19 protein-coding genes and 2 pseudogenes are annotated in these 20,270 nt (G+C 67.6%); 8 read left to right on the forward strand and 13 right to left on the reverse strand.

The window, feature by feature from the left end; all coding sequences use genetic code 11:
• Nucleotides 1-98: 98 nt before the first annotated feature.
• Nucleotides 99-1,037: an RNA polymerase sigma-70 factor gene (locus tag OG470_RS22775; protein ID WP_328415258.1), complete on the forward strand. Its 939-nt coding sequence runs from the start codon at nt 99-101 to the stop codon at nt 1,035-1,037.
• 453 nt (nt 1,038-1,490) lie between these two features.
• Here OG470_RS22775 and OG470_RS22780 read toward each other — a convergent pair.
• The 4 genes and pseudogenes from OG470_RS22780 to OG470_RS22795 form a co-directional block, all read right to left on the reverse strand.
• Nucleotides 1,491-1,688, reverse strand: a pseudogene (locus OG470_RS22780) (YnfA family protein); the annotation flags it as partial.
• Between the two features lie 328 nt (nt 1,689-2,016).
• Nucleotides 2,017-2,460: a MerR family transcriptional regulator gene (locus OG470_RS22785; protein WP_328415260.1), complete on the reverse strand. Its 444-nt coding sequence runs from the start codon at nt 2,458-2,460 to the stop codon at nt 2,017-2,019.
• Entirely contained in the window at nt 2,457-2,807 is a 351-nt protein-coding gene (locus tag OG470_RS22790; protein ID WP_328415262.1) for a hypothetical protein, read from the reverse strand. The genes OG470_RS22785 and OG470_RS22790 overlap by 4 nt, the downstream gene beginning before the upstream one ends.
• 137 nt (nt 2,808-2,944) lie before the next feature.
• Nucleotides 2,945-3,682 (reverse strand): ATP-dependent DNA ligase, encoded by a 738-nt coding sequence (locus tag OG470_RS22795; protein WP_328415264.1) that lies wholly within the window; start codon nt 3,680-3,682, stop codon nt 2,945-2,947.
• On the opposite strand from OG470_RS22795, the gene OG470_RS22800 reads away from it, so the two are divergent.
• From OG470_RS22800 to OG470_RS22815, 4 genes are all read left to right on the forward strand, one after another.
• Complete coding sequence (locus OG470_RS22800) at nt 3,584-3,919, forward strand: hypothetical protein (RefSeq protein ID WP_328426857.1); 336 nt, start codon at nt 3,584-3,586, stop codon at nt 3,917-3,919. The genes OG470_RS22795 and OG470_RS22800 overlap by 99 nt on opposite strands.
• Nucleotides 3,920-4,105: 186 nt before the next feature.
• Nucleotides 4,106-4,438, forward strand: a complete 333-nt coding sequence (locus tag OG470_RS22805; protein WP_442930944.1) for an ArsR/SmtB family transcription factor — start codon at nt 4,106-4,108, stop codon at nt 4,436-4,438.
• Nucleotides 4,435-4,704, forward strand: coding sequence for a hypothetical protein (locus OG470_RS22810; protein WP_328415268.1), 270 nt, complete (start codon nt 4,435-4,437; stop codon nt 4,702-4,704). The genes OG470_RS22805 and OG470_RS22810 overlap by 4 nt, the downstream gene beginning before the upstream one ends.
• Before the next feature lie 115 nt (nt 4,705-4,819).
• Complete coding sequence (locus OG470_RS22815; RefSeq protein ID WP_328415270.1) at nt 4,820-7,045, forward strand: MMPL family transporter; 2,226 nt, start codon at nt 4,820-4,822, stop codon at nt 7,043-7,045.
• Between the two features lie 88 nt (nt 7,046-7,133).
• On the opposite strand, the gene OG470_RS22820 is transcribed toward OG470_RS22815, so the two are convergent.
• Nucleotides 7,134-8,302, reverse strand: a protein-coding gene (locus tag OG470_RS22820) for an IS3 family transposase (protein WP_328415272.1) whose coding sequence is annotated in 2 segments (ribosomal slippage) — nt 7,134-8,015 and nt 8,018-8,302 — 1,167 coding nt in all. Because the reading frame shifts where the segments join, the coding sequence is not laid out codon by codon here.
• Between the two features lie 235 nt (nt 8,303-8,537).
• On the opposite strand from OG470_RS22820, the gene OG470_RS22825 reads away from it, so the two are divergent.
• Entirely contained in the window at nt 8,538-8,711 is a 174-nt protein-coding gene (locus tag OG470_RS22825) for a hypothetical protein (RefSeq protein ID WP_328415274.1), read from the forward strand.
• Here OG470_RS22825 and OG470_RS22830 read toward each other — a convergent pair.
• The 4 genes from OG470_RS22830 to OG470_RS22845 form a co-directional block, all read right to left on the reverse strand.
• Nucleotides 8,695-9,999 carry a hypothetical protein gene (locus OG470_RS22830; RefSeq protein WP_328415276.1) on the reverse strand — a complete coding sequence of 435 codons (1,305 nt, stop codon included), beginning with the start codon at nt 9,997-9,999 and terminating at the stop codon, nt 8,695-8,697. The genes OG470_RS22825 and OG470_RS22830 overlap by 17 nt on opposite strands.
• Before the next feature lie 1,097 nt (nt 10,000-11,096).
• Nucleotides 11,097-11,432, reverse strand: coding sequence for a helix-turn-helix domain-containing protein (locus OG470_RS22835; RefSeq protein WP_328415277.1), 336 nt, complete (start codon nt 11,430-11,432; stop codon nt 11,097-11,099).
• Nucleotides 11,429-12,469 (reverse strand): tyrosine-type recombinase/integrase, encoded by a 1,041-nt coding sequence (locus OG470_RS22840; protein ID WP_328426550.1) that lies wholly within the window; start codon nt 12,467-12,469, stop codon nt 11,429-11,431. The genes OG470_RS22835 and OG470_RS22840 overlap by 4 nt, the downstream gene beginning before the upstream one ends.
• Before the next feature lie 147 nt (nt 12,470-12,616).
• Complete coding sequence (locus OG470_RS22845; RefSeq protein WP_328415279.1) at nt 12,617-12,946, reverse strand: ATP-dependent DNA ligase; 330 nt, start codon at nt 12,944-12,946, stop codon at nt 12,617-12,619.
• 257 nt (nt 12,947-13,203) lie between these two features.
• On the opposite strand from OG470_RS22845, the gene OG470_RS22850 reads away from it, so the two are divergent.
• A complete protein-coding gene (locus tag OG470_RS22850) occupies nt 13,204-13,878 on the forward strand; it encodes a GmrSD restriction endonuclease domain-containing protein (RefSeq protein WP_328415280.1) in 675 nt (224 codons plus the stop codon).
• A gap of 50 nt (nt 13,879-13,928) precedes the next feature.
• Here OG470_RS22850 and OG470_RS22855 read toward each other — a convergent pair whose 3' ends face one another.
• From OG470_RS22855 to OG470_RS22870, 4 genes and pseudogenes are all read right to left on the reverse strand, one after another.
• The gene (locus tag OG470_RS22855) at nt 13,929-14,201 is read right to left on the reverse strand and encodes a hypothetical protein (protein WP_328415281.1); all 273 of its coding nucleotides are present in this window, start codon (nt 14,199-14,201) and stop codon (nt 13,929-13,931) included.
• Between the two features lie 145 nt (nt 14,202-14,346).
• Nucleotides 14,347-14,620 (reverse strand): annotated as a pseudogene (locus OG470_RS22860) (transposase); the annotation flags it as partial.
• Nucleotides 14,621-14,647: 27 nt separating this feature from the next.
• Nucleotides 14,648-15,190 carry a peptidoglycan-binding domain-containing protein gene (locus OG470_RS22865; RefSeq protein ID WP_328415283.1) on the reverse strand — a complete coding sequence of 181 codons (543 nt, stop codon included), beginning with the start codon at nt 15,188-15,190 and terminating at the stop codon, nt 14,648-14,650.
• A gap of 22 nt (nt 15,191-15,212) precedes the next feature.
• Nucleotides 15,213-15,824 carry a peptidoglycan-binding domain-containing protein gene (locus tag OG470_RS22870; RefSeq protein ID WP_328415285.1) on the reverse strand — a complete coding sequence of 204 codons (612 nt, stop codon included), beginning with the start codon at nt 15,822-15,824 and terminating at the stop codon, nt 15,213-15,215.
• Between the two features lie 569 nt (nt 15,825-16,393).
• On the opposite strand from OG470_RS22870, the gene OG470_RS22875 reads away from it, so the two are divergent.
• A complete protein-coding gene (locus OG470_RS22875) occupies nt 16,394-20,182 on the forward strand; it encodes an nSTAND1 domain-containing NTPase (RefSeq protein ID WP_328415287.1) in 3,789 nt (1,262 codons plus the stop codon).
• The last annotated feature ends 88 nt before the right edge of the window (nt 20,183-20,270 follow it).

Consider the following 20,270-nt stretch of genomic DNA (forward strand, 5'->3'; position numbering starts at 1 on the left):
GCCAACAGGCAGTGGTAATTGATGGTCGAGGGGCGCTGCTTCTCCAATTGGGAGTTCTGCCGCCCCTTGTGGCGGCAGCGATTCAAGGAGGGGGCGGTGTGAGGAAGACCGAAGAGTTCCAGGAGTTGCGGCCGCTGCTGTTTTCGATCGCCTACCGGATTCTGGCCAGTGTGAGCGAGGCCGAGGACGTAGTCCAGGAGACCTGGCTGCGCTACCAGGCCACCGCCACCCAGCCCGGGTCGGCTAGGGCGTTCCTGTCGACCGTGGTCACCCGGATCTCGATCGACGTGCTGCGCTCGGCCCGCGTCCGGCGGGAGGAGTATGTCGGGCCATGGCTCCCCGAACCGCTGCTGACCGACCCGTACGAGGATCCGGCGCGGTCGGCGGAGCTGGCGGACTCGCTGTCGATGGCGGCCCTGCTCCTGCTGCAGCGGCTCACCCCGCTCGAGCGCGCGGTCTTCGTGTTGCGGGAGGTGTTCGCTTTCGGCTTCGCGGAGATCGCATCGGCGGTGGGCCGTTCGGAGGCGGCGTGCCACCAGCTCGCGGTGCGGGCGCGCCGTCACATGGACGCGGGCCGGACTCGGTTCGATGCCGACCGGAGGGAACGCGAGGAACTCGCCGAACGGTTCTTCGACGCCTTCCGGGAAGGGGATGTCGACGGTCTGACCGAGCTGCTGGCCGCCGACATTCACATGATCGGCGACAGTGGCGGTAAGGCCCCACAATTCAAGCCCATCATCCTTGGCGTCGAGAAGGTGATCCGGGTGCTGGCGATGTTTGTCCCGCTGGTGATCAGCAGCGGTGGCGTCGTGGAGGCGCAGCAGGTGAACGGCCAGCCGGGCGCAGTCTTCCGCGACCGGGACGGCCAGGTTCTCAGCACCTGGACGTTAGACATACTCGACGGACAGATCCAGACGATCCGCACGGTGAACAACCCCGACAAGCTCGGGCACGTTGGTCCCGTAGCGGACGCCTGGGCATCATTCCGCGAGGCGCGGCACACCAGCGTTGGTCTACGGCGGCCTAGATCCGGCTAGTTCTGTCTCGTAGATCATGTTGGTCGGGGATGGCGGGTAGCCAGTCGAGGGTTGCGACCAGGTTGAGAGTGGCCTGGAAATGGGTGGCGAGTTTGTCGTACCGGGTGGCGAGGCCGCGCCAGTGTTTGCGTCGGTTGAAGCCGCGTTCGATACCTGGTTGCGGCGCTTGTAGGCGGTGGTGTCGAAGGTCGGTGGGTGGCCGCCCCGTCGTCCCCGCCGGTTCTGGTTGGCGATCTGGTCGTTGGGCTCGGGGATGACGGTGGTAATGCCCTAGAGCCCTCCGGTTCGCTCGGGAGGAGTACGCCATGTCGCCGGTCACCGAGTCAGGTCGCATGCGTGGTCTGCCGGCATCACCGGGTCGGGGTGCCCAGACCTGGTGCAGTAGCGGGATCAGTTGCCGGGTGTCAGCTGCCTGGCCGGGGGTGATGCGGGTAGCGAATGAGCAGCCACGTCCCAGGCCAGGGACCCGGCGACGAAGATCCCGCCGTAGGCGGCCAGGATACGACCGAAGTTCGGATCCGGCTGCAACGACGCCGCGAATCCGTACGCACCGAGAGCCACGATCCCGGCGGCGATCCACAGCAACCCGCGATGCTCCCGCCAGCCCTGCCAGACCAGCCAGGCCCCGCCGATCTCGGCCACCGCAGCCAGGACGAAGAAAGACGAGGGAACGCCCGAGTGTCACGACGAGGACCCGACCGAGGTCTCCTCCGGCGACCGATGTGTAGGCGGTTCGGCGCACGCACAGTCCCCACCAGCACATCCGGTGCGGTGCCGGCGGACCCGCCGGGTTGCCCACCACCAAGCGACGCCTGCCGCGACTGCCAAACCGACCGCGACGCCGGGCATCGCCCGGGTGGCGGTGGCCCAGCCGGCACCGCCGAGGAGCCCGGCCGCCAGCAGCAGCGGCAGCACGCAGCATGCCGCGCACGCGACGCCGGCCAACCCGGTCAACCCGGACGGCAACAATCGACGCGGATTAACCCTCGACACGATCAGCTCCCTTGGCTAGTTCCACGAACGGAAGCGGACAGCATGGGCTTTCCGCGCAGGCAACCAGGTCGTCGCAGCCAGCGGCGACAGCCTCACGTAGCGTGTCCCGGATCACCGACAGGTCGGCGATCTTCTGCTCCACCTCAATCAGCTTCGCCTGCGCACGGGCCTGCAACCCGGCCTCGGGACGCCGACCATGCCGGTGAACACTCACGTCCAGTAGATCGGCGACCTCATCCAGGGTGAACCCGAGCCGCTGCGCGGTCTTGATCACCCGCAGGATCGTGACAGTCTCCGGCGGGTAGAGCCGATGCCCACCCAACGTCCGATCCGGCTCGGCCACCAGACCTCGCCGCTCGTAGTAGCGCAACGTCTGCTGGTTCACCCCCGCCGCCTCCGCTACCTGCCCCGACCGCAACCCCGGCTTCACGCGCCCTCCTGGAGCCCGGCGCGTGCGGCGAGAGCGTCGAGTACGTCGACGTGACCCTCCGGCACCGCGACGTCCAAGGCGAGCTGCCCGCCGGTTGCGGTCAAGGTGAAGGTGAAGAACGAGCAACACCCGGTCTCCCGTGTAACCAGGTCCGCCGCCCGTCCGGCTACCGTCGGCGCGGGCCGCAGCTCCAGCCGCACCCGCAACCGGTCAACGCGCTCCATCCCGACCACCGCTGAGGCGAACAGGTCATCGAACTCGGCCAGCCGCAACGGCTGCTCCACCGTCGGCAGCGTGCACTCCTGCGGCACCCACGACCCCTCACCCAGGGTCCTCATCTCTGTCATGCTCAGACGGTAGGCCTGTACCTAGGTACAGGATGCAAGCCGCTCGCGCGAGTTCCAGTCAGGCGGCCCGGCAAGGTCGACTGGCAGCGAGGAACACGGGCCAGCGAACGGCTGACGTTCAGCTCTAGATCACTCGATCAACAACGGCACCTCAAACGTCGACATGTCCGCCCGTAAACGCAAGTAGCGGACGTGGTGTCGCCACCGGTGATGTTCGTAGGCGGTGTCGACGTCGATTTCCGCGACGATGCTGGGAGTGACGGGGGAGTACGGCAGGGTTGGGGCCGGTCGAGTTGTCCGGTCCACGCGGCGGGCAGGGGTTGCGGCCAGGGGTGTGACCCCTGCGGGTCGACGGGCGTGAGCAGGGCGGCCAGTTCGGCGCGCTGTGCGGGTCGTAGAGGGCTGGTTCGACCGGTGTAGCGGAGCCGTCCATGCTGATCGCAGCGGCCCAGCAAGAGGGTCTCGGGACCTTCGATGCTGGGGGAGACGCCGCCGATGATGGCTTCGGTGGTGCGGTAGGCCCGGACTTTATGCCAGCCACGTCGGCCCGGTTCGTAACGCCCGTCGAGGTGTTTGATCACGACGCCCTCAATGCCCGCGGCGGTCCAGGTCGTCAACCATTCGGCGGCCTGGTCGAGGTCGGCGGTCTGTGGGGACAGGGTGAGTTGGGCGGGTGCGCCGGCGAGCAACTGGGTGAGCAGGGCACGTCGCTCGTGCAGGGGCCGGTCCAATAGCGGTCGGCCCGGTGGGGCGCTGAGCAGGTCGAAGACGACGTAGTGCGCGGGGTGGCGTCGGGCGATGTCGGGGAGCTGCGCGCCGGCGGTGACTCGTCGCTGCAGGTGGGCGAAGTTGGTTCGTTCGCCTTCCCACACCACCAGCTCGCCGTCGAGGACGGCACCCGGCTCGACGGCTTCGGCGACGGCTCGGGTGATGTCTGCTGGCGATGTGGGATATCAGAACTGTCCGAATGCTGGCCTTCGTGGCGCCTGGCGATGCTCGATGAAGAAGTGTGTCGAGGCGGCGTAGTCGTGGAGGTGCCGAGGCACGCCGGGTGTGGTCGCGAGCCCAGGGGGATCCTGACCCTGAATCGCATGGAGCCCGTGCTCGCGTGACACGTAGTTCAGCGGCGCACTGCCCCTGGGCGCGCGGTCAGCGGCATAGAAAGAGTGCATTGCTGTGGTTGGTCCGGCTCGAAGGTGTTTCCGCGGTGTTGAGCACCGTTGTGGCGAGTGAAAGACGCGGGGTAGTGTCGTTGCACTGCACGTGCTAACGTCTCTTGGCATGTGCAGGGTCCGCTTATGAGTGCTCCTGGGATGGCCGGGGACGATCTGTTACAGGTGCTGGCGGCGCTGGCCAGCCCACACCGCCTGCGGGTCGTCGCGACGTTGGCTCGGGAGCGCAACTACGTGAGCCAGCTGGCCCGCGAGCTCGGCATCAGCCGGGCGCTGCTGCAGGTCCACCTCCGCAAGCTCGAGGCAGCCGGTCTGGTATCGGCGCACCTGGAGCTTTCCGAAGACGGGAAAGCGATGAAGTTCTACGAAGTCAACGAGTTTGTCTACACGCTCACGCCGCAGTCCATCGCGGTCGCGGCGCAGTCGCTTACGACGCCAGAGCCGGTGGAGGAGTCATGAGCGGAAACGACTGGGCCGAAGTGGTCGGGGCCGTCGGCATCTTCGCGTTCATTACCACCGTGATCGCGGTGATCATCGTACAGGTGGCCACCACGCTGCGGGCGAAGGCAGCCCTCGCCCGCGAGGACGAATATCGCAAGCTCGCCGAGAGGGCGGTCCAGCTACAGGAGGCCACGGAGCAGCGGTTGGCCGCTATCGACGATCAACTTGGGCAGACGCAGTCCCGGCTCGCCTCGATCGAGCGGGTCCTCAAGCAGGTCGAGTAGCCAGGTAGGTCCCGGGCCGTCGAGGTGCAACTCGACGGCCCGGGTGAAAGACGCACCGCCTCGCCCAAGGGCGAGTTCTCTCCGGAACGTTCCTTCACCGAAAGGACAGCATTTCATGCTGCCCAGAAGCAAACCCGGCGGTCCGCTCATCGAGCGAGTCGCCGGGTGGTCGATCCGCCATCGGTACCTCGCGGTGCTCGGTTGGCTCGCGCTCGTCGTGTTCGCGGTCCTGTCGAGCGCGCTGATTCCAGGGGATGAGGCTCGTTCCGTCGACCCGGGCGACTCCGGTCGCGCCCAACAGGCATTGCGGGCGCAGCAGGTCTACGAGCCCATCCGCGAGAGCGTCCTGGTGCAGGCACGAGCTTCCGGTGCACCGCGGCTGCTCGACGACCCCGCGGCGCGGGCCACGATGGAAGATCTTGTCACCGCGTTGCGGGAGTCGGGTGCGGTGGCCGACCTGCGGTCGCCGCTGGCAGCGGACAGCGTGGAGTTGCTCTCCCAGGACGGCCGGTCCGGCTTGGTCACCTTCCAGGTGGCTGGAAGCGATGATCAGCGAGTCGCCAAGTACGAGACAGCGGTCGGCGTGATCGAGGCGGCGACCGCCCGGCACCCAGACATGCGGGTAGCGCAGGCCGGCGACCGGAGCCTGTCGGTCGCGGTCGACCAGGCCGTCCAAGACGATCTCCAACGCTCAGAGCTCATCTCGCTGCCGCTGACCGTGGTGATCCTGCTGGTCGTATTCGGCTCCCTCGTCGCGGCGGGCATCCCGCTGCTGCTTGCGGCGACCACCGTCGCAGGCACGTTCGGGTTCCTGCAGACCATCGGGCACTGGATGCCGATCAACAGCGCCGCCTCCTCGATGGTGCTGCTGATCGGGGTGGCGGTCGGGATCGACTACTCGCTGTTCTACATTCGCCGGGTACGGGAAGAACGCGTCGCCGGCCGCGGCATCACCGAGGCGCTGCAGGTCACCGCGCGTACCTCCGGGCACGCCGTGGTGGTCTCCGGGCTCACCGTCATGCTGTGCGTGTGCGGGCTGCTGTTCACCGGGCTCGACAACCTACAGGGCCTTGCCGTCGGCGCGGTGCTCGTCGTCGGCCTGGCGATGACCGGTTCGGTGACCGTACTGCCAGCGCTGCTTTCCCTGCTCGGGCGGCGCGTGGATAGCGGCCGGGTCCCGTGGCTGGGCCGGCGGCGAACCGCTGCGGCGCAGTCGCGCGCATGGTCGGCGGTGGCGCGTTCGGTGGTGCGGCGTCCACTGCTTTGGGGCGGCGTTGCGAGTGCGGCACTCGTTGTCGTGGCGCTACCCGCGCTCGGGATGCGGCTGCAGGACGCGGCCGTGACCGACAGCCTGCCGCGAAGCGTGCCCGCCGTCGACGCCGCGATCCGGATGCAGGAGGCGTTTCCCGGTGCGGCTACGCCATCACGGGTGGTCATATGGCGCACTGACGGCAGCGATGTCGACGGTCCGGCGGCGCGGCAGGCGATCGACGAACTGCGCCGGCGGGTCGCCGGGCCCGTCGCCGTGGTCGAGGTCGACCAGGCCCTGGTGGTGCGGGTCCCGCTGCCGGGCGGCGGCACCGACGCCACATCGAACGCCGCGCTGAATGCCCTCCGCGATGACGTGCTGCCGGCCACCCTCGGCAAGGTTCACGGCATCGAGTACGCGGTGGCCGGACGGACAGCGTTCGCCCACGACTTCACCGACGTGGTGCGCGACCGCAGCCCACTGGTCTACGCATTTGTCCTCGTGATGGCGTTCATCCTGCTCATGGTGGCGTTCCGTTCGGTGGCGATCCCGGCGGTGTCGATCGTGCTGAACCTGCTGTCGATCGGCGCCGCATACGGCGTGGTGACCTGGGTGTTCCAAGACGGCCACCTGACCTCGGTGCTCGGCTTCACCCCGTACGGCGGGGTGGTCGGCTGGCAGCCTCTGTTCATGTTCGTCATCCTGTTCGGCCTGAGCATGGACTACCACATCTTCATCCTCAGCCGGATCCGCGAACGGTGGACCGCCGGAGCGACCGCCCACGACGCGATCGTCGGCGGCATCAGCACCAGCGCCGGCGTCGTCTCCAGCGCCGCCGTCATCATGACCGGCGTCTTCTCGGTCTTTATCACCCTCGGCGCGATCGAATACAAGATGCTTGGAGTCGGGATGGCGGTCGCCGTGATCATCGACGCCACAATCGTTCGCGGAGTCCTGCTACCAGCAGCGCTGGCGCTCCTCGGCGCTCGCGCTTGGACTCTGCCCGGCCGCCGCACGTCACGAGACCCAGTACCCGATCCGACGAGTTCCGCCGCCGGTATACCCATGCCGAAGCCAGCAAGCATCACCTGACTGAAAACCAGCGACGGATAACACACTCAACTCGACAGAAGCGGATGCGGCATGATGGGTCTGCTGCACCGATAGGTGACAGTTTCAGTCACGCGGCCTGACTGGCCGGTCGGGTCATGATGGTCTCGTACTCGATAGGGGTCAACCGGGACAGGGATCGTTGGCGTCGACGGCGGTGGTAGGTCCGTTCGACCCAGGTCACGATCGCGGTCCTCAACTGCTGCCGGGTCGTCCAGGTTCGGCGGTCAAGGACGTTGTTCTGCAGCAGGCCGAAGAACGATTCCATGGCGGCGTTGTCGCCGGCGGCGCCGACTCTGCCCATCGACCCGGTCACGTGGTGCTGGTTGAGGGCACGGACGAATTTCCGGCTTCGAAATTGCGACCCGCGGTCGGTGTGCAGCACGCAGCCGGCCACGTCACCACGGCGGGCTACGGCGTTGTGCAGGGCGTTGACGGCCAGCCTCGATTTCATGCGTGAGTCGATGGAGTAGCCGACGATCCGGTTGGACCACACGTCCTTGATCGCGCACAGATACAGCTTGCCCTCACCGGTGCGGTGTTCGGTGATGTCGGCCAGCCACAACCGATTTGGGCCGTCCGCGGTGAAGTCGCGGCGCACCAGATCGTCGTGCACTGGCGGACCGACCTTGCCGCCCTTGCCCCGACGCTTCTTCTTGCTGAACGCGCTCCACCAGCCCATGCCGGAGCAGATTTTCCATGCGGTGCGCTCGACCATCGGCTGGCCGGCAGCGCGGGCCTCATCGGCCAGGAACCGATATCCGAACTCCGGGTCATCGCGATGGGCGTCGAACAACGCGTCCGCCCGATACGCCTGCGCCAGTTCGGCGTCGGTGACACGGCGGGCAAGCCATCGGTAGTAAGGCTGACGAGCGATGCTTAATACCCGGCACGTCACCGCCACGGGGACCCCGTCGGCGGCCAGCTCGCTCACGAGCGGGTAGAGCCTTTTCCCGGCAGATGCGCCTGCGACAAGTACGCCGCGGCCCGGCGCAGGACCTCGTTCTCCTGCTCGAGTAGCTTGATCCGCTTACGGGCCTCACGCAGCTCGGCCGAGTCGCTGCCACTGACGCCAGGCTTGGTCCCGGCGTCGATGTCGGCCTGGCGCAGCCACTTGAACAACGTCATCGGGTGGACCCCGAAGTCCTTGGCGATCTGCTCGACCGACACGCCAGGCTCCCGGTCACGGGCCACCCGCACGACATCATCGCGGAACTCACGGGGGTAGGGCTTGGGCACAGCAACATCCTTCCAGCCCGCCACCAAGGCAAGCCATCTCAGATGTCACCTATCGGTGCAGCAGACCCGATCGCCCCGTGCGGCGGCTACTCGTTACAGGCCCGGCGCTTGGGTAGCTGTCCCAGTCCGCAAATCTTTGATCTTGAAGCCAGTGGCGGGGACGTGGAACGGCCCGAGAGCGAGGTTGCTGCTCCCGGGCCGTTCGGGTGTGTATTCAGCCGACGGTGTCGCGCTCGTGGAGGTCGAGGGGTTCGATGTCGTCGTCCTGGTGGTCAGGCTCGGCGGGGACGTAGAGGTCGGGGTAGCGCAGGGCGTCGGGGCCTTCGTCCCAGTCGAGCCGGTCGGGCCATTCGCGGCACTCGGCGATGGTGAGGGCGCGGGTGGCGGCGCGTTCAATGTCGGCGGCTGACGTCGGCTGCGTAGGTGGTCCAGTCTCCGGCGCAGGCTCGTTGCCATCTGACCGCGCCTTTGATGTCGATGCCGAGTACGCGTGCCAGGATCGCGGCGGGCAGTTCGGTGGCGAGCTGGAACAGTGCCGCGGTCCGTGCTTCCGTGACCTGGATGCCGATCCGCGTCAGGCGGTCACGGAGCGCGCCGTCGGTGATGGGGCGCCCGGCGAGCCGGCCGGGGAACAGCCACGTCTGGCTGCCCACGTGGGTGTGAGAGCAGGTTCTGGCGGTGACGAGTTCGCGGGTCAACGCGGCGAGCGGTTCGGGTATCTCGATGGGCCGGTCGCCGAGTCGTATCCGCACGTTGTCGTCGGTGACCTGCACGTGGCCGAGGGTGAGCCGGCTGACGTCGGCGGCGTTCTGGGCGTAGAGGATCACGAGCAGCCCGGCGACGCGGTCGGCCAGGTCGATGGTGTGGTCATGAAGGAGCCGGCGGGCGATCTCCCACCGGCGATCGCCGTCGATGGGTGCACCTGGCCCGCCCCATTGCTGGACGGGTAGGTAGACCGTTGTCAGCTTGTTGGCGTTCGCCCAGCGCAGGAAGGCGCCGACTGCCTTGCTGTTGCGGATCTGTCCGCCGGCGAGCCACCGGTCGACGTGGGTGTGGGTGCAGGTGGCCAAGGTCAGGTGATCGGCTCTGAGCAGGCCGAGGAAGCTGATGACGGCGCGGGTCTGGTCCCGCACCGCGCCGCACTGATTGGTGTTGGCCCGGGTGCCGGCGACGCGACGGCGGAGCCGTCTGAGCAGGTGCCATACCGTGTATTGCTGCACGAGGTGCCGCTGTGCCGGGTCTGGGATGGCGTCGATGGTGGCGTGCAGCCACCGTTCCAGCCGGGCCAGGAGCTCGTCGCGGGGCGGCAGCACTCCCGCGCCGACGAGTAGTTCTCGCAGGTACCGCCCGGCTTTGTCGGGCTCCAGCGCGTCGAAGGTGTCGTGAGTGAGCGGGATGCGGCCGGTGGCGAGGTCGGACAGCAGGGAGCGGGCACGCGGCTGGCGATGCAGCCAGGCCGACACGTTCTCGGGCCGGTCGCCAGCCACGAGGAAGCCACGTAGTGCCTGCAGCGGGGCGGGGATCGCGCCGGTGTGGTCGGCCAGGAGCCGGTCAAGCCGGTCGCTGAGCGCACAGCGCTTGCACATGGCGGCCGTGAGCTGGCCGGAGACGCCGCAGCGGGGACAGCACAGCCAGAGGTCAGGTTCGGCCCGGGTGCAGGCAGCGCACAACGGCCGGTCGATCGTGCCGCTGCGCACGAGCCGTACGTGGCTGCAGCCGGCGCACCTCATCCGCCTGCTTCGGCAGGGCACGCACCACGGCAAGCCCGTGGCTTTCGAGGTTTCGCAGTGCGCGAGCCGGCCGCAGATGGAGCAGGCCTGCACCGGTGGCGGTGTCCGGCACGCCTCGCAGACCGGCCCGTCGTCGGTCCGGGCGTAAACACGACGGCGTCGGCCGCAGCGCACGCACGGCTTCAGGTTCGCCGGGTCGGTCGCGTTGCAGTACCGACACAGCGGGCGCCCCTGCAGATCGCGGGCGGACGGTTCGCGGACCTTGCCGCAGCGGCTGCATTCCACTTCACGGGACTTGCCGGCGCAGGTACGGCAGACCCGCGCTCCGTCGCGGAACTCGACCAGCGCAACAGTGCGCCGGCAACCGGGGCATCCGGGCGGGCGGATACGGGTAGCGCCCCGTGCGCGGAGGTGGTCAATGAGCAGCAGCACCGTGTGGGTCGGAGCGTCGTGCCCTTGTCCGGCGAGCAGGTCTGGGCGTTCTGTTACGGCCCAGGCGAGCCGTCGCAGCTGCTGCGGCTTGGGCGCCGACGCACGCACGGCTTCCTCGACCAGGTGAGCGGGAATGCCGGGGTCCGCCGCGGCGACGGCCGCAGCGACCGCCTGCAGGCACGCGGCGCGGTCCGCCGGCGTGCAGCGGGCACACAGCGCACGCCCGTCCCGATCCCGGCTGTGCGCCTTCGTGATTCGCTCACAGGAAGCGCAGGCCTCCCGTCGCGGGCCACACACCGAGCAGTACCACTGCCCGCCGCGTCGCCACATGTTCCTCACCAGGCCCTTGCCGCAGCCCGCGCAGCGTGGCGCCGACACCTGCGCCAGGCCCTCCTGGCGTAACGCCAGGAGGAGCTGGCCCACGACCGAAGGAGCCGGTGATTGGCCGTCGACGAGCACCTGCGGCCGCTCCGAGATCGCCTGGGCCAGCCGACGACGCTTGGCGGCGTGGCCGCCCACCACCGCGGCGACCGTGGCCCGCACCAACGCGGGGTCAACTGTTGGATCAACCCAGGTGATGGCCTCCACGACGGGAAGCAGCAGGTCAAGCTCGGTTCTGCTGTCCGCAGCGGTCACTTCTCGACACCCGTGATGCGGGCCCGTTTGGGCCGCAGATCCCCGACCCCCGCCTGCCCGGAGGCGACCGCCTTGCGTGGCCGGGCGGCCGCCTGGGCTGCGACGGGCTCGACCAGGTCGTCCATCCGGCAGTCGAGGATGTCCAGCAACGCCATCAAGACCTTCAAGCTCAAGCGCTCCGGCCGCTCGACGACCAGCCGATAGACCTGACTGGAGGACAGCCGGATACCTCGCTCGGCCAAGGGCCCGAGCAGGTCGGTGGTGGAGAACATGCCGCGGCTGGCCATCACCTGGCGTAGATGCCACCGGTAATCCAGCTTGGCGCCGCTCAACGTCGCTCCTCGGCTCCGATGCCGCCGCCGGTGAAGGCCGGCGACAGCGCCCTACGCAACGCCGTACTCATGAAGTCGTCGCTGACATGGGTATACACCGCTGTTGAGCTGTCGCGCTCATGCCCAACCTGCTGCTGAATGAATCGCCGGTCCACGCCGTCCTCGGTCAGGTGCGTCACATACGAGTGGCGCAGCGAGTGCACCGTCAGTCCCTTCGACATCCCCAACGCCTCACGATAGGCACCGAAGCGGGCGTTGATCTCGGCCGGCTTGATGCGGCCACCCCGCTCAGTGACCCACATGGCCGGGTGCTCCTCTGAGCCGAACCGCGGCCGGACGTTGTGCACGTAGTCGGCCACCGCCTCCACCGCCCATCCCATCACCGAGGCGACGTTCCGCCGGCGCGGCTGCTGGCCCCGTTTGGCCTTCCCGTAGCGCACATGCAGCATCCCGAACCGGTCGAACTCCGGAGCCGCCGGGTTGCGGCCCCAGTCGAGCAGGTCCAGCTTCGCGGTCTCTGTGCGCCGCAGCCCCCACCCGTAGATCACCTTGAACAAGGTGGCATCGCGATACGCCGCCAGCGCCCCCTTGCGCCCGGCCCGAACCGCCCGGCCGACCTGATCATCGGCATAGTCCAGGAACCGCTGCAGCTCCTCCCGAGTGAAAGCACGTGCCTCGGGATCGCCCTCGTAGTCGTCCAGGTGCGACAGTGTGTTCCACTCATGGCAAACCGGGACAGGACGCGTTCCGAACGCCTCCTGACACGCCGCTACCCAGCCATACCGGCCATCGGTCAGGAACTCGGTGAACAACCGCAACTGGCCCTGGTAGCTGCGGATCGTCGACGGCCGCAGATGCTTCTCGCTGGTCAACGACAGCGACCATTCGTCCACATGAGAGGCCGACCACGCCCAGGGAAACTCATTCGTGAAGGCCAGAAAACCACGGACCAGATGCTCCCGCTGCGCGATCGTCTCCTCTCGCAGCCCCCGCGCCGTCTGCTGCGCCCGCCAGCCCCGCAGCATCGCCTCCACCATCGCCTCCTGAGGTCGCAGCTGCACCACACCGGCGACCAGCTCCAGACCCGCCGAACCTGCCAGGTTAGCCCGCCCCACTCGCCCTCCCCGAGCTCGCATGACGGGTGAATCATGCATCAGACGGGATCGATAGTCCAAAAGCCCAGCTCACTGCCCCTCTGACCGAGGGCGTAATCGGTCACAGGTAGGCTCCAGAGCTAGCAGCTCACGAGGGAACGAGCCCATCCGATGCAATTTCCGAGGGTTGGGGAAGTAGGTGGTGATGTCCCGGCCGGCTCGGGACTGCAGGTACACGGTGTCGGGCCGGCGGAAGGCCAGTGCCCGCCAGCCGTCCCACTTCGGCTCGTAGGCCAGGTCCGATGCCTCACGGACAGTGTCGACGGCCTTCGCCAGCCTCGGCGTGAGCGGCGGACGCAGTCCGTCGGTGGTGCCGACACGCCGACGGGCTCGAGTCACCGCAGGACCGACCCACGACATCGAACTCGAATTTCACTCACCTCCTCTCACATGGTTGAGGGGCGCACAGGGATGGCGCTGGAAGATGCCGAACGCTCGATGGCGGTAGCAGAACGAGAAGCAGGACGAGGTCCGCCGGGTGCGCCCAGCTCGTGCCCGCACGCCAGCGAACCGCTTCGAAGTTTCGTAGCTGCTTCCTCGCCTCTTCACAAACATGCCCTTCGATGGACATGATCGTCGGAGACGGTTGCCGTCCACCCAGTGCCGAGGAGGCCCTCATGCGGGTAACCCCAGTCTCTGCCCGTTTTCCACGCATCACGCGCCACGCCGCCGCAGTCGTCCTCGCCGCGCTCGCAGGCGCCGGTCTGGTCGGCGTCAGCGCGCAGCCCGCGTCGGCCACGCCTCCCGGGATCCCGTCGAAGGCGACGGCCCAGTCGCAGCTCAACTCCCTGACCGTAGCGGCGCAGGGCTCGACCAGCGGCTACTCCCGTGACCTGTTCCCGCACTGGATCACGATCAGCGGTAGCTGCAACACCCGCGAGCAGGTCCTCAAGCGCGACGGCACCTCCGTCGTCGTCGACAGCTCCTGCGCGGCCACCTCCGGCCGCTGGTACAGCCCCTACGACGGCGCGACCTGGACGGCCGCCTCCGACGTCGACATCGACCACGTCGTGCCCCTCGCTGAGGCGTGGCGCTCCGGCGCCAACTCCTGGACCACCAGCCGCCGGCAGAGCTTCGCCAACGACCTCACCCGCCCGCAACTGATCGCGGTGACGGACAACGTCAACCAGTCCAAGGGCGACCAGGACCCCTCCACCTGGCAGCCGTCCCTGTCCTCCTACCGGTGCACCTACAGCAAGATGTGGATCACCGTGAAGTACAACTGGAGCCTGAAGCTGCAGTCATCCGAGAAGTCCGCGCTGCAGAGCATGCTCAACACCTGCAGCTCCTGACACAGCCCCTCGGCCGGCGGGGCGTCCTTCGGGGCGCTCCGCCGGCCGGACTATGCCTGCTGCGGCGGAGACGCTGGGCTGTCGCCGGCCTGCTTGCGCCACTGGCCGCCCGCGTCAGCGGCGAGGAGGCGCTTGACCATCGCCAGGGCATCCGCCTCGGTGTCGAACTCCCAACGCAGCACCCGGCCATTCTCGCTGTCGCCGGCACGGGCTACGACCTTCCACCGAACCTCACGGGTCAGCCACACATCCCGGCGACCCAAGCGCCCCCAGATGCCGTTCCACCAGCGACCCGCCACGTCCTCCACCACGGCATCGTACATGTGTTCGATCATCCGATCGGGGCTGACCGCGCTAATGCCAGGCTCTGATCGATGAGGCGTGACAAGGGTTGGCTCGGGTGGTGACCAGCGAAGACGGCCCATCCGCTTGTCTGGCGGTAGGGTCGCCGGCGTGCTGCCCGGGTGAACCGCACCGCTGTGCCGTCGTCATGCAACTGCGCCGCAGCCAGAATCCGATCACATGTCCCGTCCGCCGTCCATCGGCGCAGGCGTTCGTGGCGGGTCTTCCACGGCCCATACAGTTCGGGCAGGTCGCGCCACGGCGCACCCGTTCGCAGTTTCCACAGGATCCCGTTGATGACCTGACGGTGATCCCGCCACCGCCCCCACGCCTCACCCGGCTCGGGAAGCAGCGGCGCGATCACCGTCCACGCCTTATCGGTCAACTCGCCGCGACGCACCACCGACACATCGTCAGCGATCAACCACTACACGATCGGACGCCCCAGGCGGGCGCAGGTGTTAGTGCCGCCGGCTTCGGAGGGGAACTTCAGGGACGCGCGTGACTGCGGCCCGAACTGGCCGTCCGCGCTGATGCCCGCCTTGCTCTGAGCGAACTTCAGCGCGTTGAAGGTCAATTGGCCGAACGACGCGTCCTCTTGAAGCCGCGCCTTGCCCGCGGGTGCGAGGTAGCAGTCGTTCAGGGCCCACTGGAGGGCCAGCGTGCCCGGCCCGCCGTCGCCCCAGAGCAGCGAGCACGGCAGGGCGCCGTACTTGCCGATCGGCGCGGCGACCGTGTAGCCCGCCTGGTTCGAGACGTACGTATAGGACTCGCACTCGGGTTGGCTGCGAGCGTAGGCAGGGTTGGCGGAGACGAGCGTGCCCGCGATCACGGCCGCGAGCAATGTGCACAGTGCTGCCAGACGTTTCATGGAACCCCTTTTCATCGCAACTTCATTCGGGCCATGCATCGATGCATGGGCCGCGCCGGTGCCCTTCGCCTTTCGCGGTACGGCGAATTGAAGCTTCATCCCCTTGTTCTCCTCCGAACTCTCAGCTGCCATGGCTCGTGTCGGTCCACAATCTGTCGCCGGGCATCTTGAACCAGGTGACTCCGTCCGAGATCCTGTCCCGGATGAGGAAGGTTCGGCCCTCCTTGCGTCCGTAATACGTGTAGTACAAGTAAGTGCCGTCCGACTTGTCGAAGTGGTAGCCCCAAACGGAGTTCTGGCTTGCCGCTTCCCAGGTCTCCGGACCAACCCAGCCGTCGACGTCGATGTCAACCGGGTGTGTGGCGTTGTAGAGCTGCTGCCAACGGACCGTGGCGTTGTGAGTGTTAGATCCAAACGCCCCGTCAATGTCGCTGTAGCCTTCATCCGCCCAGAGGTGCCGCTGCCAGAAGCGCACCAGATTGCCGCTGTTGATGCATGGGGTGGCTTCCTTGCAGAGCATGTGAAGGCCGGGGTAAGCGGTATGCGCCGACGCGGGGCTCGCTGTGACCAGGGAGGCTCCCAGCACCACAGCCAGCGCGAGGACCACCCGCGATGCGAGGACCCTGCTGCGCAGCCGGACCGTACTTTCGGTTTGATTCATGTAGACCCTGTTCTCGAAAGGTGAACGGAAGCATGATGCCGCGTGTGTAACTGGCATCCGCTTTTCCGTCACGCAGCTCCTTGATTTACATCAATCTTCGGCGCGCCCCTAAAGGTGCAAGTCGCAGCGTTGATCGTGCATGCCAGGCTCGCTCGTGCGACGAAAGCACTGAGAGTTCACCCGATATGCAGACCGGAAGGTTCGGCTGAAACCGCAATGTCGCGACCCCGCGCGCACCTCGTTACTTCAGCACGGCTGTTTCGCTCCTTTCTCCTCACGTCTGGGCCGAACACCGCGATGCGGGGCCGCCATCGGTCAGCGGGCCTCGTGGTGGCGGCCACCGAGGTTGTTCGCCGCGTCCACGGTGGACCGTCCATGCGTTGACCGGTAGCGTGGCACGCACCGGACAAACAACGTCGGACAAAGCTTCGCGTCTGCGCTGGTCAGAGGCGTGCCCGCAGGCCGCGTGGAGCGACCAGCTACCGACCCCTTGAACGGCGACCCCCGCCCCGCACCCGGCACGCGAAGTCCCTGATACTGCCCTCGATCCAAACGATGGGCAGCGGACGCCTGACGGCACGAAGCCCGCCACGGGTGCGCGGCGGGGGAGTCTGCCTGGAGGCAGGACTTGGAGGTTGGTGTTGGGCCGTCGGGAAACGCCCCTGGACCCGAAGGCGGGCCCGGTCCACCGGCTGGCGTGGCAGCTGCGCCAGTTGCGGGAGCGGGCCGGCAGCCCGAGCTATCGGGTTCTGGCTCGGCGCGCGCACTACTCGGCGAGCACCTTGGCGGATGCGGCGAAGGGTGACCGGCTGCCCTCGCTGGAGGTGACGTTGGCGTACGTCGAGGCGTGCGGTGGCGATGCCGACGAGTGGCGGGCAAGGTGGTCGGCCATCGCGAATGCAATGGCTGCATCGGCGACGCCAGTTCGCGATGAGGAGCGCTGCCCCTATCAGGGGTTGACGTCGTTCCAGCCTGAGCAGGCGGAGTGGTTCTTCGGCCGCTCAGAGTTGGTTGACCGGCTACTGAATCGGGTCGAGCGGCTACCACTGAGCTGCCTCATCGGGGCATCCGGTAGCGGGAAGTCCTCGTTGCTGCGGGCTGGTCTGCTGGGCACCATCGCAGCCGATCGCCGGGCAACGCAGCGTTGGCGGACCATGTTGATGACGCCGACCGAGCACCCGCTCGAGGCCTTGTCGGCCGAGGTTGCGAAGTTGTCCGGTCAGGACGTCGAGCAGGTGCGCGAAGAGCTGACGGAGGACCCAGCCGGCCTGGACATCGCCCTACGTACCACCTTGGCCGCCGGTCACTCGCAAACCCGGGCACTGTTGGTGGTGGACCAGTTCGAGGAGATCTTCACCCTCTGCGCCGACAAGGACGAACGCCGCAAGTTCATCGAAGCGCTGCTGGACGCCACTCAGGGTTCGGACCGCCGTGCCACTGTGATGCTCGGCGTGCGCGCCGACTTCCTCGCTCACCTCATGAAATATTCGGGGCTGACCGACGCACTGGGCGACGAAGGGCACCTGATGGTAGGCCCAGTGACCACCGCTGATCTGCGTGAGATTGTTACCCGGCCCGCCGCGCAAGTCGGAATGGGAGTGGAATCCGATCTGCTGACCACGGTGCTCGCTGATGCCGCCGACGAGCCGGGCGCGTTGCCACTGGTGTCGCACGCGCTGCTGGAGACGTGGCAGCGACGAAGCGGGGCGACCCTCACCCTGTCGGCCTATCACGCAAGCGGGGGCGTACGGGGGGCGGTCGCCCAGACCGCCGAGCGGGTTTATGCCGAGTTCGGGGCAGCGGAGCAGCGAGCCGCTCGCCGGATATTTCTCCGGCTCACGGCCTTGGGCGATGGCACCGAGGACACCCGCCGGCCCCTCGCGCGAACGGAACTCGAGGGTATCGCCGATGAGGCCGTCACGATCAGGGTCCTGGACCAGTTGGCCGCAGCCCGGCTGGTGGTCCTGGGCGACGGCACTGTATCGGTGGCCCATGAGGCGCTGATCAGTGCCTGGCCACGGCTACACCGATGGCTCACCGACGACCGTGCGAGCCTGCTCATCCACCGGCGGCTCACCGACGCCGCCCACACCTGGACTTCATTGCACCGCGATCCCGGAGCCCTGTACCGGGGCGCCCAGTTGGTTGCCGCGAATGCGTTCTCCGATGACCGTCGCGACGAGTTGAACCAGCACGAGCGCGACTTCCTGCGCGCCAGCAGCGCTCTCGCCGAAGCCGAACAGGACAAGGCCCGGCGCCACGCCCGTCTCCTCAAGCGCCTCGTCGCAGGCGTTTCCGTCCTCTTGGTACTCGCCCTACTGGGCGGCACGGTGGCGGTGCGGCAGCGCCAGGACGCCCGCCGGCAGCAGGTGGTCGCGCACTCCAGCGAGCTGTCGCTACAGGCGCGATCTCTGCTCGCCACCGATCCGGAACTGGCCGGCCTGCTGGCCGTCGAAGCGGATCACCTCCACTCCAGCAACGAGAGTCGGGGGAGCGTGCTGAGCGCGGCAGCCGCGCCTCGCCACACCGAACTCAACGTCGCCGGACCGTCTATCTACGCCGTCGCGTTCAACCCTGACCATTCCCTACTCGCCTCCGCCACTGCGGACGGCACGATCGGGCTGTGGGACCCCGCGCGCGGTGAACGCATCGCCACACTGCCGGGGCACCCCGGCCGGGTCGCGAACCTGGCCTTCGCCAGCGATGGAAAGCTGCTCGTTTCCGTCGGGGTTGATGGAACCAAAGGTTCCATCATCGTCTGGGACGTTCACACACGCCAGCAGATCACCTGGCTGGAGGAGAACAACCTCGCCTCCGGCACGGCCTTCAGCTCCGACGGAACAAAGGTCGCCGTCGGCTTCGCGAGTGGCGCGGGCGGCTCCGGGGCCAGCGCGGACACCCCAAAACCCGGCGACATTGCCCTATACGACCTGCGGGCCGGGACCCGCACGCTGCTTCGCGGGCACCACGTGCCGGTCGCGTCCCTGACCTTCAGCCACGATGGCAGGCTCCTCGTGTCCGCCAACGGGAAAGAGAACCCGACCGTGTGGGACGTGGCAAAACGCAGACCGATTGCCCACCTGCCCACCGAGCACATCTTCTCGGTCGCCTTCGGGCATTCCGGATATGTTCTCGCCGGTTTGGCGCACGATCGAGGGGTGTACCTGTGGAACCTTGGCGACGACCGGCCGGTTCCGCTCCCGCCGTTGCCCCTGTCGGGCCGCTATGCGTGGTCGATCTCCGCTCCTGTGGACGACAAGCTCGCCGTGGCCGACGAAAACGGCGTGATCACCATCTGGGACCTGCGACGCCGCGAGCCCCTGCAGACCTACCAGGACCGGGGCCGCAGCGAGACGGCCTCCGTCGCGATGAGCCAGGACGGAGCCATGCTCGCCTCAGCCGGGTTCAACGGAACCATCGTGCTCCACGACCTCGGCCACGCCTCATTCACCGGGTTCACGGCACAGGTGAAGGACGTCAAGGTCAGTCCGGACGGAAGCACCATCGCCTCAGCGGGCAGCGACAGGACAGTTCGGCTGTGGGACGCACATGGGAAGTTCCTGGTCACACTGGGTGGGCATCCAGACGAGGTTCAGGCCGTCGCTTTCAGCCCGGACGGACGCCTGCTCGCCGCGGTCACCCGAAATAACATCGTCACGATCTGGGACATCCAGGGCCGAAAGCATGTGACCCGGCCCTTCCCGACCAAAGGAGTCGGTGCCTCGACGGACGTTGACTTCGATCCCGGTGGCCGTATCCTCGCAGCCGCCACTCTCGGCCCTGCCTTGTGGGACGTCACGGACATAAACAAACCGTCCGAAATAACCGCCAGGTTCCCGGCCCGCATCGTCACGTCGTTGGCCTTCACCCCGGACGGGCGTCGACTCCTGGGGGCGAGCGTGGGCGGCTATGTCAACACGTGGGATATCACTACTGGAAAGCTGCTCAACCGGGTCAACGCCCAGCAGAGCACGGTGCAGGATATCGTGGTCAGCCCCGACGGCAGCTGGCTGGCCACCGCGGGTGACAGCCGCACCATCAAACTGTGGGACGCCGCGACCGGTCGGGAAACAGCCGTACTGAGTGGCCATACCGCGCCCGTCCAGGTCCTCGCCATCAGCCGAGACGGCCGCCGTCTCGCCTCCGCCGGCGACGACCACACCATCATCGTCTGGGACACCAGCACCCGCCAGCACGTCGTCACCCTCACCGGCCATACCGCAAGAATCCGCGGGCTCGCATTCACCCCGGCCGGAAGCCTCATTTCCGGCGCCGAGGACGGCCGAATCATCAGCTGGTCGTTTAATCTCCATGCTGCCAAGGCCCAGATCTGCGTCGCCGCCGACCGCAACCTGACCCGACAGGAATGGGCTACACACATTTCCACGGAGCCATATAAGCCCTCCTGTGCTGCACCGCCGAGTCGCTGACGGCGCGCGGCGTACCTGTGCCAGGCTGCCGGCCGACCTCGACGTCCACCCGAGAGTCGCCATGCGGGTTCTCTGGCATGCCTGCTTT

Origin of the sequence: Micromonospora sp. NBC_00389 (assembly GCF_036059255.1) — a bacterium.
Taxonomy (GTDB): domain Bacteria; phylum Actinomycetota; class Actinomycetes; order Mycobacteriales; family Micromonosporaceae; genus Micromonospora.